At 36.0% G+C, this 13,158-nt stretch carries 14 protein-coding genes; 11 read left to right on the top strand and 3 right to left on the bottom strand.

Features of this window, described 5'->3' with window-relative positions:
• The first annotated feature begins 322 nt into the window (after positions 1–322).
• The 3 genes from MLOOGBEN_RS29395 (at position 323) to MLOOGBEN_RS19355 (ending at position 1,698) form a co-directional block, all read left to right on the top strand.
• Positions 323–445 carry a hypothetical protein gene (locus tag MLOOGBEN_RS29395; protein WP_256989183.1) on the top strand — a complete coding sequence of 41 codons (123 nt, stop codon included), beginning with the start codon at positions 323–325 and terminating at the stop codon, positions 443–445.
• A 36-nt stretch (positions 446–481) separates the two neighbouring features.
• Positions 482–1,039, top strand: coding sequence for a cysteine hydrolase family protein (locus tag MLOOGBEN_RS19360; protein ID WP_179159913.1), 558 nt, complete (start codon positions 482–484; stop codon positions 1,037–1,039).
• A gap of 146 nt (positions 1,040–1,185) precedes the next feature.
• Complete coding sequence (locus MLOOGBEN_RS19355; protein WP_179159912.1) at positions 1,186–1,698, top strand: CBO0543 family protein; 513 nt, start codon at positions 1,186–1,188, stop codon at positions 1,696–1,698.
• 147 nt (positions 1,699–1,845) lie between these two features.
• Here the strand turns inward: MLOOGBEN_RS19355 and MLOOGBEN_RS19350 are convergent, their stop codons facing one another.
• A complete protein-coding gene (locus MLOOGBEN_RS19350; RefSeq protein WP_179159911.1) occupies positions 1,846–3,267 on the bottom strand; it encodes a Na+/H+ antiporter NhaC family protein in 1,422 nt (473 codons plus the stop codon).
• 148 nt (positions 3,268–3,415) lie between these two features.
• Here MLOOGBEN_RS19350 and MLOOGBEN_RS19345 point away from each other — a divergent pair, with 148 nt between their 5' ends.
• From MLOOGBEN_RS19345 to MLOOGBEN_RS19315, 7 genes are all read left to right on the top strand, one after another.
• Positions 3,416–3,853, top strand: a complete 438-nt coding sequence (locus tag MLOOGBEN_RS19345) for a MarR family winged helix-turn-helix transcriptional regulator (RefSeq protein ID WP_179159910.1) — start codon at positions 3,416–3,418, stop codon at positions 3,851–3,853.
• Positions 3,854–3,881: 28 nt separating this feature from the next.
• Positions 3,882–4,643, top strand: coding sequence for a TerC family protein (locus MLOOGBEN_RS19340; protein WP_179159909.1), 762 nt, complete (start codon positions 3,882–3,884; stop codon positions 4,641–4,643).
• Positions 4,644–4,873: 230 nt separating this feature from the next.
• Entirely contained in the window at positions 4,874–5,821 is a 948-nt protein-coding gene (rarD, locus tag MLOOGBEN_RS19335; RefSeq protein WP_179159908.1) for an EamA family transporter RarD, read from the top strand.
• 206 nt (positions 5,822–6,027) lie between these two features.
• Positions 6,028–6,978, top strand: coding sequence for a hydroxyacid dehydrogenase (locus MLOOGBEN_RS19330; protein WP_179159907.1), 951 nt, complete (start codon positions 6,028–6,030; stop codon positions 6,976–6,978).
• A gap of 121 nt (positions 6,979–7,099) precedes the next feature.
• Entirely contained in the window at positions 7,100–7,438 is a 339-nt protein-coding gene (locus MLOOGBEN_RS19325; RefSeq protein WP_179159906.1) for a UxaA family hydrolase, read from the top strand.
• A 3-nt stretch (positions 7,439–7,441) separates the two neighbouring features.
• Complete coding sequence (locus tag MLOOGBEN_RS19320) at positions 7,442–8,596, top strand: UxaA family hydrolase (RefSeq protein WP_179159905.1); 1,155 nt, start codon at positions 7,442–7,444, stop codon at positions 8,594–8,596.
• 96 nt (positions 8,597–8,692) lie between these two features.
• Positions 8,693–9,763 (top strand): Ldh family oxidoreductase, encoded by a 1,071-nt coding sequence (locus MLOOGBEN_RS19315; RefSeq protein ID WP_179159904.1) that lies wholly within the window; start codon positions 8,693–8,695, stop codon positions 9,761–9,763.
• A 63-nt stretch (positions 9,764–9,826) separates the two neighbouring features.
• Here MLOOGBEN_RS19315 and MLOOGBEN_RS19310 read toward each other — a convergent pair whose 3' ends face one another.
• Positions 9,827–10,522, bottom strand: a complete 696-nt coding sequence (locus MLOOGBEN_RS19310; protein ID WP_179159903.1) for a FadR/GntR family transcriptional regulator — start codon at positions 10,520–10,522, stop codon at positions 9,827–9,829.
• A gap of 187 nt (positions 10,523–10,709) precedes the next feature.
• On the bottom strand, positions 10,710–11,780 hold the full coding sequence (locus tag MLOOGBEN_RS19305; protein ID WP_179159902.1) for a YeiH family protein: 1,071 nt from the start codon (positions 11,778–11,780) through the stop codon (positions 10,710–10,712).
• Between the two features lie 376 nt (positions 11,781–12,156).
• On the opposite strand from MLOOGBEN_RS19305, the gene MLOOGBEN_RS19300 reads away from it, so the two are divergent.
• Positions 12,157–13,149 carry a TRAP transporter substrate-binding protein gene (locus tag MLOOGBEN_RS19300; protein WP_179159901.1) on the top strand — a complete coding sequence of 331 codons (993 nt, stop codon included), beginning with the start codon at positions 12,157–12,159 and terminating at the stop codon, positions 13,147–13,149.
• Positions 13,150–13,158 lie beyond the last annotated feature (9 nt).

Here is a 13,158-nt window from a genome sequence, read left to right as displayed (position 1 = left end):
AATTAACGATTTTTAGGAATTGTACTCGAAAATCGGCCAAAAGCAATGGTTGGGTACAATTGCTGGTTGATTGTTACCAAAAAACAAAAAGATACATAATTTGGGTCACAATTAGTCGTGAATTGTGACCCAATTTCGGTAAGAATCATGCTCTCGGTAATGATCATGCCAGTTGAAATTAGAATGTAATAATAAGCTTGATTCGAATCAATACTTATTTAAACATCTCTGCTATGTCATAAATATTTTTTAAAAAAAGGATTGCTATGATAGTCTGTGGAAGTATATATCAGAATATTATGTTTTTAGAGGAGAGGGTGTATTGGTAGATTACTTTGGAGAATTATGCACAAATGTATACGAAAGTGATAAATACCTTGCAGGTGAAAAGGTATTGAAGTTTTATCTATTATTTGTTAAACATAAAGCCATGAAAGTAATTTGAGTATTAGATAATATTGTAATGAGAGGAGTTGCGCCAGTGAATCAAGCTTTGCTTGTTATTGATGCCCAGCAGGAATTAATAGAAGGAAATGAATCTGATAGTAGTGTTTTTAAAAAAGAGGAGCTCTTGAACAATATTAACTTGGTTATTGATAAGGCAAAAGAATCTGATGCATTAGTTGTTTTTGTAAGAGATAAAGATGTGGCTGGCGGTAAAGGGGAAGGGTTTCAAGTCCACCAGAAAATTAACGTCCCATCGTCATCAAAGATTTTTGATAAAAAAGCGACCAATTCATTCTATGGAACGCCTTTATTGGAGTACCTAAAAGAACATGAAATCGAACACCTTGTCATCATGGGATGTCAAACAGAATACTGTATTGACTCTGCAGTGAGAACCGCTACAATTAGTGGGTTTGATGTAACATTAGCAGCAGATGGTCATTCTACAAAAGACTCAACCGTCCTAACTGCTGTACAAATCATAGATCATCATAATAAAACATTGCATGGGCATTACAATGTCGACAATTTTGCAGTGGTTCGAAAAAGTGAAGAAAACTTGTTTGAACCCATTCATAATAATTACCGATAAAAATGATAGTCTATATCTGTCATAAGCCGTAAGAAGCAAAAGTAATAGGTCAACAAATTGTTGGTCTATTTTTGTGTGCTGAAATAGACTTTGGGGTTTATTATTTACTATTATTGGAAAACTACCGGTAAGGTAGGTGTTCGGTTATGGTAGCAATTATTCTCTCTATTTCATGGATTATCGCTGCAATGAAATTTGGAGATCGTGATTGGAGAAAATATTATCCTTCTATGTTATTTGCTGCGCTTGGGAATGCTTTGTATGAAGTCCTTTGTTATAAATTTCAATTGTGGAAAATGGAACCAAATGGGGTAGGTTACTCAATGATCCCTATGTTGTTGCTTATTCTACTTGGTATGCCATTATCAACATGGGTCTTTTTATCTAAATATCCATATAAATCAGGTATATACAAGAAGGGCATTTATATTTCATTTTTTATTTTAGTATTTATTGTTTTAGAGTATGTATCTGTTAGATTAGGCGCAATTTCTTATCATAACGGGTGGAATCTCGGATGGTCACTATTATTTGTGGTAGTCATGTTTATGGTCATTCGATTGCATTTTTCAAGACCAATTTTGGCATTAATAGTTTCGATTCCCTTTTCCCTTTTTTTATGTATGATTTTCGAAGTTACCTTGGATAAAATGAAGTAAGTAAATACAACCATTCGATTAATTATGTATAAATAGTAAAACAACAGATATTTCGTTTGTCATTATTCCCTTTTCCTTGATAGATAGTAAAAACACGAGCGGATGCGGCCGCTCGTGTTTATTTATCGAGTAATTTTGTGTAGCTATCTAAATAAAGAAGGCAACTACAAGATAGCAAGCGATTGAAATAATTCCGCCAATTACGGAAACCTTCAATTTATATCGAGCATACTCAACAATCGGTAAATCCATTATGGAAGCTGTCGTTATGGTGGTGTCACCCAATGGGGAAGCCAACGCCCCGAAGGCTCCACTTGCAAATACGGCACCAACCGTTAACGGGATGGAGGCACCGGTAGAAACCGCCAATGAGACACCTAGTGGCATAAACAATCCCCAAGTTCCCCACGAGGATCCGATAAAATAGCCAACAACAGAGCCAAGCAGAAAGATGGTGGCAGGAGTTAACCAAGCTGGTAAGAATGCCCCTAAAGTTGAGCTAATAAAGGTGGAGAAACCTAAGTCCTCAGCTGAAAGGGTTAATGACCAAATCAGCACGAGCAAGCTAATTGCCTCCATCATCTGATTCCCGCCATCATAAAAATGATACAACAGCTCACTAATATGTTGCCGTCTGATAATATAAAAAATAAATGATAGGATGAGAGTGATAAAGACAGCTAAAAGCATAACAAAAGTGGCGTCTGCAATCGAAAAAGCATCAAAAACTGTTTTTGCTCCTTTACTTCTCCCATCCTGCCACAACAGAAACAGAGAAAATCCTAGTAATAAAAAGACAGGGACAATCAAGTTCCACGGTTGAGCTTTCACCATGGATAATTCTTTTTTGATACCAACGCGGTGAAATTCATGCTCCTCTTCTTCCAGCTGCTCTTGGATTCCTTTTACATTTGTATTTTTAGTACCACGGTTCCATAAAGTTTGGATTAATCCAATAACAAGCGTAATGATCGCAAAAAAGTTAAACAGGATACTCAATAAGAATACTTCGTAGGGCGACATTCCAAAATCCAAGTCGCGGATACTGCCTTCTACTAAAGAAACCATGAAGCCCACAAATGCGGTCGCGACTGGTAAAAGGACAATGACTGATTCTGTAGAAATGTCCATCGTCAGCCCAACTTTTTGCTTCGAGACGTTCATCTTTTTTGCAAGGGATTTGACAACAGGACCAATCATCATAATCCGAAACATAGGCATCATAAAGGTAAAAGGGAGGGTGAGCCAAATCAGCCCCAGCAGTCCGCGCTCACTTTTTATCTTTGTCCCCACCCATTCTGAAAAACCTTTAATCCCTCCAGAAATGTTCATCATCCCCACAAGACCGCCAAATAAATATAGAAACCCAATGATTTTTATGTTGGTTTCATCCGATAGAGTAGTCACCATATAAGTAACACTTTGAATGGTTCCATCTAATATATCCGAAGTAAATATCAATGAGCCTGCGACAAGACCAACCACAAGACCAGGTAAGATATTTTTTAGCCAAATCGACATGGCGATAACGATTAGAAAGGGCACGAGAGAAAGCCAAGTATGTTCCAATGATATTCCTCCTCTTACGGAATATCATTATTGTTTGAACTACTTCTAATAAATACTCATTTAAAAAACGATTTGATATTATTAAGTATATAATTTATAATATATATAAATTATATATAATATAAATTATATATAAAAGGAGGTACCCATGGATGTAATCGATTTTAAAAATATCCTTTGGAGCTATACCAGGCAAATAAATGAAAGAACCAATAATTTAATTATCACTCTATGTGAACACAATGGGATAACTACATTGCAAGGGAGAATACTTTTAGAAATAGATCGGCATGGTTCTCATACAATCGGCACCTTAGCCAGCCGGTTACATATTGCCGGAACCAATATTTCAACCATGTGTAAAAAGCTTGAAGGTAAAGGACTTATAGTACGTGTAAGAGATGAATTCGATGAGAGAGTTGTAAAGGTAGCTTTTTCAGAAAAGGGAAAAAGTGTGGTAGAGGAAATCAATCAAGAATTAATCGAGAAGATTTCTAATTCCATTCAGGGGGAAACAGACCAATCATTGAATGAAATCATTAATGGACTCAAGAAGTTGAATGAATTGCTGGAAAAAATGGACTAAACATTAAATACAGAAGGAGAAATGGAGAATGTGGGAAGGCATTTTATCAACCTATGCGGCAATGTTAGATTGGCATATGTGGTCGGAGGTATTAACCTCACCGAAAGCTTGGGGGTTAATCCTTTCTCTAGCGGTACTCGAATGTATCTTATCGGCAGATAATGCGTTAGTTTTGTCTGCATTTGTAAAACCATTACCAAAAGAGCAGCAAAAGAAGGCATTGGTATATGGTCTCTGGGGAGCGTATATATTCCGTTTTATCTTTATCGGATTAGGAACATTTCTAATTAAACTATGGTGGATTAAATTAATCGGTGCTCTTTACCTGTTGTGGCTGGCAGTTAAATTCTTTAAAGACAAACTTAGCCAAAAAGAAACAAGTAATGAAGAAGAACAAGTTCAACCAAAAGGCTGGTTAGTAAAAATATTTGGTTTCTTCTGGGCAACAGTTATTAGTGTAGAACTCATGGATCTAGCCTTTTCAGTAGATAGTATTCTGACTGCACTGGCTGTATCTGAAGAAGTTTGGGTCATCCTACTTGGAGGTATGATTGGAATTCTTCTAATGCGGGGAGTGGCAACTTTCTTCATTGCATTAATGGACCGGGTGCCTGAACTCGAAACAACCGCCTACATTCTAATCACCTTTATTGCGATTAAAATGGGATTAACTTTGGTGGATATTTACATCGCAAACGAAATTTTTATCGGATTCTTGGTACTATCGTTTTTGGTTACTTTTATCATCCATTACATCCGCAAATCGAGAGCGGAAAAGTATTCTCATTAAGAATTAGTGATCAACCGAAAAATGCTGCAGCTAAATTTAGCTGCAGCATATTTCGGATTCGATAATAAATCGCCCATCTCCCAACAATCGGGTATCGTGGTAATGGCCCAGGCAAAATTAAGTTCTATAAGAATGAATCCTACCATAAAAAGAATAGTATGATATAATTACTTGTGTTTTTTGAAGCGTATTAAACAACTATGTAAAACAGAAACTAGGTGGAATAAGAAATGGAACGTGAAAATACAAAAGGGATTTACTATACTGCAGGCGCGTATATATTTTGGGGAGTCTTACCGATCTATTGGAAGTTTATCGATCAAATTTCAGCGCTAGAAATTTTAGCTCATCGAGTCATTTGGTCTTTTATTTTCGTTTTACTGATAGTAGGCATTTTGAAGCGAAAACTATTAAAAAACTTTTTTCAAGTTCAAATGAGGCAGAAAAAAACTTGGTTAGGACTTTTCCTTGCTTCTCTATTAATTAGTATAAACTGGTTTGTTTATATATTTGCTGTGAATACGAACCACATAGTGGAGGCAAGCTTAGGCTACTTTATTAATCCGCTGGTCGCCGTATTGTTAGGGGTTTTTGTATTAGGTGAAAAGATGAATGTTTGGCAGGCTGTCTCATTTGTGGTGGCCGGAATCGGTGTAGTCTATATGACGTTATCGCTTGGAACTTTCCCATGGATTGCGCTGATATTGGCCTTATCCTTTGGTTTTTATGGATTGTCAAAAAAACTAATAAAAGTAGATTCAATTTTAGGCTTGCTGCTAGAAACATTGTTTATTGTACCGTTTGCTTTATTATTTTTAGCCTATTTAGGTGTAAATGGCCAGCATAGCTTCGCAACCGGGTCCCTTAAGAATGATTTATTTTTACTAGGATCAGGTATCGCTACCGCCTTGCCGCTTTTATGGTTTGGTATCGGAGCACAAAAGATTCCCCTCTACCTCGTGGGCTTCTTACAATATATTGCACCGACCATTAGTTTACTACTTGGAGTACTTATATACGGGGAGTCATTTACGAAGGACCATGCCGTTACTTTTTCATGCATCTGGATCGCTTTAGTAATCTTCAGTATTTCCAATATCCGTCAGGTGATAAAAAGAAGAAAAATGTCAATAGCTGTATCAAATGCAAAGAGCGAACACTTAGAACTAAAAATTTAATTCAGATGGGGCTTTTAAAGCGTTCACCAAAACTTTATGGGAAAATAATCAAGAGCAGGAGCCGTAAAAGAGGTTCCTGCTCTTATTTAAAAGTGTAGATATTTTTTTAGTTAAATTGGTTGGGTCACTGTACCAAAAATATTAAAAATGGTATTATATAAATTAGGATTTATCAAAATAAAAAGATAAAGGAGAGGAGATTGTAAATGAGAATTCTGATAACAGAAATTATTTGGAATGATGGAATAGAGGAACTGGTTAAGCAAGGACTAGAAGTGGATTATGATGAGAATTTATGGGGAAATCGTAAAAAATTGCTCCAAGTGGTGAAGCACTATGATGCAATTATAGTCAGGAATCAAACGAAAGTAGATCAAGAGCTTTTAGAGGCTGGAAATCGCTTAAAGGTAGTTGGTCGTCTTGGGGTCGGTCTAGATAACATAGATACAATTGCAGCAAAGGAAAGGGGCATTAAAGTTATATACGCTCGTCATGCAAATGCTACCTCAGTAGCTGAATACGTAATGGCTGCTATGTTAAGTGCAAATAGACCACTTCATCTAGCAGATTATGATATTAGAAAAGGACATTGGAATCGAAAAAAATATACAGGTGAAGAACTAGCTGATAAAACATTAGGGTTAATTGGGTTAGGAGAAATATCTCACCGTGTAGCTAAAAGAGCAAACGCTTTTGGAATGAAGGTAATTGGATTCGACCCGTTTATCACTGAGTATGACCATATCGTTTCTGAAACGGGTGTCCAGGTAAAAGACTCTTTAGAAGAATTATTATCGGTATCGGATTTTGTTTCCTTACATGTTCCATTAACCGCCGCTACAAAGTATCTAATTTCTGAAACGGAACTAAATAGGATGAAACCTTCAGCCGTTATTATTAATACCTCCAGGGGTGGAATTATTGATGAGAATGAACTATCTATCGCTTTAAATAATCATACCATTGCTGGAGCATTTCTAGATGTCCTCGAGATAGAACCAATCTCACAATCTAATAGACTTTTGTCATGTGAAAGAGTCATTTTGACGCCGCATATTGCTGGACTGACGAATGAATCACAGATAAGAACCTCTTTATTAGTGGCTAAGGAAGTAGCAAAAATCTTAAAAGGAAATCCTTCTTTATGTACGATATAACCATTTAATTAAAATATTTTGAAAATTTGAATATTATTATTGACTATTAATGGTTTAGGTGGTTTAATAAGGATATACCAATTGGTTGGGTCACTCAACCAATAATAAAGGAGGCTATATAATGAGCAACAATAGTCAATCAAGCACTTTGACTGAAAAGCAGGAATCAACCCCTGTAAGTACTCATAAGTTTTTAATCCATCATAGAGGTGATCATGTAGGTGTTGCGACTAGTCCTATTCAAACGGGTGAGAAAGTAGTCGGCATTTATATGGATGATAATTCTGATGTGGTAGTAACTGCTAAGGGAGATATTCCATTAGGTCACAAGATTTCTTTAGTCAATTTAGACTGTGGAGAGCCTGTCTTAAAATATGGTGTTCAAATCGGCATAACTACAGCTAAATGGGAAGTCGGCGACTATATTCACACTCAAAATATTAAAACGGCGAGGTGGTAAAAAATGACACAACTTTTTGGATATCGCAGAGAAAATGGTAAGGTTGGAATTCGTAATCATGTAATTATTTTACCTGTAGATGACATATCAAACGCAGCTTGTGAAGCAGTAGCAAACCAAGTAAAAGGAACTATGGCTCTGCCACATTCTTATGGCAGACTTCAATATGGGCCGGATCTAGATTTGCATTTTAGAACAATGATTGGAACAGGGTCTAATCCAAATGTAGCAGCCGTTGTTGTTATCGGGATTGAGGAAAATTGGGCAAAGAAAATTGCTGATGGTATTGCAGACACTGGTAAGCCAGTAACCTATTTCTCTATTGAAAGAAATGGAGACTTAGAAACAATTCGGGCGGCATCTTGGAAAGCGAAAGAGTATGTTCAATGGGCTACAGAACTGCAAAAAGAACCAATCGAATTAAAAGATTTAACAATTAGTATTAAATGTGGTGAATCTGATACGACAACTGGATTGGGTTCTTGCCCAACTGTATCTCAAGCTGTTGATCGGGTAGTAGATGCAGGAGCAACCGTATTCTTCGGGGAAACATCTGAATTAACGGGTGGAGAGCACCTAGTTGCTCAGCGTATGGCAACTCCGGAACTGAAAAACAAATTTATGGATATCTACAATGATTATATAGGTGAAATTGAATCGAAAGGTGTCGATTTATTAGGATCCCAACCGACTCAAGGAAACATCGCAGGCGGGCTTTCGACTATTGAAGAAAAAGCACTTGGAAATATTGCAAAGACTGGTACAAAACAAGTAATTGGCGTACTGGAGCCTGCTGAAAAACCTGTAAATGGAAATGGTCTATACTTTATGGATACTTCCTCAGCCGCTGCAGAATGTATTACATTAATGGCTGCTGCTGGTGCTGTACTACACTTGTTCCCTACCGGACAAGGAAATATTATCGGTAATCCTATTGAACCTGTGGTTAAAATTACTGCAAACCCAATTACTGCAGGAACGATGAGTGAACATATTGATGTTGACGTGCAAGGTTTGCTTTCTCGTCAGATTTCTTTAGAAGAAGCTGGAGATAAGTTAATGGAGATGATTGCTCGTACTGTTAATGGTCGTCTCACGTGTGCAGAGGCATTAGGACATAGAGAATTTGTCATGACAAAATTATATAGAAGTGCTTGATCTTTCTCTCCCTACACTTTTATGCGTAGGGAGATAGCTTTTTTAACCACTAAGTTTTGTATGTAGAAATTAGACAAAATTTTAAGGAGTATATGAATGAATACTTATAGTAATTCTGATCTTAAGGTGTTTTGTGAAGATGTATTAGTAGGTATGGGTATGACTAAACAGAATTCTTCCGTGGTAGCTGATGCCTTAATTAGAGCAAATCTAGAAGGTGTTGATAGTCATGGAATCAGCAGACTCCCTATATATATCAAACGTTTCCTCGATAAAAGGATTAATCTAAATCCAAACCTCAAAATGGATAGGAAGACATCTTCTGTTCTTTTAGTAGACGGAGATAATGGATTGGGGCATGTAGTTAGTTATCATGCTATTTTAAAAGGGATTGGAATGACAAAGGATAGTGGTATTACTGCAATAGCTGTTAAGAATAGCAATCATTTTGGAACTGCTTCCTATTTTTGCCAATTAGCATGCGAAAATAACCTTGCCTGTATCGGATTTACAAATTCTCCTCCAGGCATTGCTCCTTGGGGTGGAAAGAATGCTTTTTTTGGTACGAATCCTATTGCTTTTGGCTTTCCTACAAAGAATGATCAGCCTGTTATCATAGACTTATCGACAAGTATTGTAGCAAGAGGGAAGATTATTTTAGCTGCTAAACAGGGGAATAATATCCCTGAAGGGTGGGCAATTGATGAACATGGCCAGCCAACAAACGATCCTGAATCAGCTTTAAAAGGATCTGTTTTGCCATTAGGTGGACCAAAAGGTGCAGCTTTAGCATTAGCGGTGGAAATTCTGACTGGGATCCTATCAGGTGCAGCTTTTGGTCCTCATGTAAAAAATATTTACGATGATAATGAAACAGAACAAGCAAATGTAGGTCATTTCTTTATTTTGATGGACATTGAGAAGTTTATGGATTTAAATAGCTTTTTCGAGTTAATTGAAACCCTTTTAGGTGAGATGAAGGATATTCCTAAAATACCAGGAACGAATGAAATTAGATATCCGGGTGAAAGAAGAAAGAGAGATAGAGAGCAACGGCTAGTGGAAGGAATTCAACTATCGGCAAATGTCGAAGAGGAATTAATCAAATTAGGCAAGAACTTTAATGTAAGGTTTCCTATACCTGCTACCCTGGAGAAAATCCAATAAACGTAATAAAAGCTGTCTGTGGTTAGGACGTATGAGAGCCCTTAAACAGATCAGCTTTTTTATTTATTTCGTTGTGGTGGCTTGGGTAATGGATTGCTCAACACTACCTAAATGTTCTTTCATATATTGTTGTGCAAGCGGTATATCTTTTTGTTTCATCGCCTCTAGAATTTTTGTATGCTCTTGAACTGATTGTCTGACTCGACCGGGAATTTGAATGGACTTCGTTCGAGATTCTGATAGTAAATCAATTAAATAATACATGAGTCTTACTAACACTGCATTTTTTGAGTTATTCGCTAAATTTATATGAAATTTATGATCCAACTCCGCAAGACGATTATAATCAATTTTGCCATCTAGGATCTCATTCGCTTCATTAATAATTTGTTCTAACTCATTAATTTGTTCAACATTTGAATTTTCGATTGCCCATTTTACGGTCGATTCTTCGAGAATTTGACGAACAGCGAAAAAGTCTTTGATTTGATCGGAGGAAACAAAAAATGCTTCGGCCATTTTTTGAATTTGATGTTCGGGTGAAGCAACAAAAACCCCTGTACCATGTTTAGCAGTAAGGTATCCATAGGCTTCAAGAATTTTATAGGCTTCCCTCACCGTATTTCTACTTACGGAAAGCTCTATACCCATATCCCTTTCACCTGGAATTTTTTCCCCAGGCTTATATATTCCATCTTGAATTTTTTTCTTTATGCTATCGGCTACTTGTTCAGAAATACCTTTTCTATTAAGTTCCATAGTAATCTTAACCCCCAGTTACATTCGATATTCGAATGGTTTTATTTATCTTTATAAAAAAAATACCGTATTCCATTGGCCCAACCTTTTTATTAAATCATCTCATAAAGAGATTTTCAAATGTAATTACAAAAATCACTTTATATGATTTAAATAGGTTAAAGCTGCCTCAATTGAGGCAGCATTCCTACATTTTTGTGAAAAGAAATCCTAATAAAATTAACGCTGTTGATCCTATCGTTCCGGTAAGAAGAACTTTACTATTTAGCTTTTTAAATTCTAAAAAATTCACGCTCAATCCTAAACCAGCCATCGCCATTGATAATAAGAAGATACTTAAAGCAATTAACATTTGAGTAATGGTTTCGGATAAAATACCGACTGTATTGACAAGACACATTAGTAAAAAACCAAATATAAACCATGGAATAGGTAAATCCTTTAACTTACGTTTTTGTGTTGGAGCATCAGGGTGCTTTTTATTAAATAATGCTGCTAAAATAAACGCAACGGGAATCAGAAGCCCAACACGGCCTAATTTTACAAGTAATGCTGTGTCACTGCTTATGTCACCTCCAGGAGCAGCTGCTGCTATCACATGTGCTAACTCATGCAATGTAGCCCCTGTTAATAATCCAAAATTATATGGGTCTAATCCAAGAACAGGATATAAAAATGTGTAAATAATAGTTACGACCGTTCCCATAATGGCTATAAAAGCTACTGAAATTGCAGTTAACTCTTTTTTTGCTCCGATTAAAGGTGCTACTGCTACAATAGCAGCAGCTCCACATACAGCTGTTCCTACAGCAATCAAAGCTGATAGATGGCGGTCAATGGAAAAAAATCTTCCAATACACATGATGACTAAAAGGGTGAATGTAATAATTACAATATCTATAAAAATTATAGAAAAACCTGCTGAAATGATTTGTTCAATATTTAATCTTAAACCCATTAATATAATTCCGGCACGAAGTAAGGTTTTACTGCTAAATGTAATTCCAATATCAGAACCTGCTGGAATATCCATTAGTCCTTTCCAACTCATACCTAAGATAATAGAAATAATCATCACACCCATTACAGAAAAAACGGGGAACACAGCTATTAGACCGGATAGCATTGCCAACACCATTGTCAAGAGAACTCCTTGTATCCATCCTTTTTTTATTCTTAAGGATTTGATTTTTTTGTAGGAATAAAGAGGAATCGAATTACTTTTTTCTTTTATTTTTTCCGCACCTAAATTACTCAATCTTCTACCTCCTTTTTAAAATTCAAAAGCCCTTATTTAACATTGGTTAGGTGACCCAACCAATAATCTATAATTTTATTAAATCATGTTAAAATGAACTAATCAAGAAAATTATTAATCTTTAAGAAAAGATTTAAAAAAAAGATTGATTTTTTGGAAAATTATAAATAAAATGAATATAGTGGTTGGGTGACCGTACCTTGGAAAAGGAGGATAGAGTACTATTTTTACATTTTAACGATTTTACCTTATATGAGAAAAAAAGGAACACCCAATGATGTTTATAAAAATTTATCTAACTCTAAAAATCTGCTTCATTCTAAGTTTACTTATCCTAAATATGTAAAGGCTTACAAATATCATGGGAGGTTGTTAAATGAAAAGGTGTATTTCCATTTTAATTTTTATGGTTATCTTGTTCATTAGTGGATGCTCCAATGTAACAAACCAGGAAGCAAAGGCTGAATATGTCCTAAGGTTGGGACATTTGCAAACAGAGACTCATCCTTACCACAAAGGAGCAACTAAATTTAAGGAACTCCTAGAAAGTAAATCTGATGGAAGAATACAAATTGATATCTTCCCAAGCAGTCAACTTGGGAATGGAAGAGATCAGATTGAGGGAGCACAAATTGGTTCTATTCATTTCCACATAGGATCTGTTGCTCCTGTGACAAACTTTGCACCTAAGTTTAATGTGCTTAATATCCCATATTTATTTGAAAGTCGTGAGCATGCTTTTAAAGTTCTTGATGGGGAGATTGGAGAGGATCTTGCGTCCAATTTACCAAACAGAGGCTTAATCAATCTTGGTTTTATGGAAAACGGATGGAGGCATATGACAAATAACAAACAACCAATAAAAACGAGTTACGATGCGTCTAGTTTGAAAATCAGGGTTCAAGAATCTCCACCATATATCTCCTTTATTAAAGCGCTTGGATCAACTCCTGTACCAGTCCCATTTGGAGAACTTTATACTGCTCTAGAGCAAAAAGTGGTAGATGGACAGGAAAATCCTCTTGCTCAAATTTATTTAAATAAGTTTAATGAGGTACAAAAGTATCTAACATTAACCGCCCATAATTATGATGCAGCTGTTTTTATTATGAGTAAAACCACATTTGACACCTTACCTGCAGATCTTCAACAAGTCGTGAAGGAATCTGCGAAAGAAGCTATTAAATACGAAAGGCAAGTAGCTTTAGATGATGAGAATGAGCTATTAGAGAATTTACGAAAAACGGATATTGAAATTGAAGAAAACCCTGATTTAAACTCCTTTAGAAAGGCCGTAAGACCTGTATATAAGGAATTTGAAGAATCGATTGGTAAGGATTTATTCGACAAAATAGATGCTCTAAAATAAAAATGTGGA

Origin of the sequence: Bacillus sp. EB106-08-02-XG196, assembly GCF_013396335.1 — a bacterium.
Taxonomy (GTDB): domain Bacteria; phylum Bacillota; class Bacilli; order Bacillales; family Cytobacillaceae; genus Neobacillus.
Note: the sequence above shows the minus strand (reverse complement) of the source record. Positions and strands in the feature narration are given on the sequence as shown.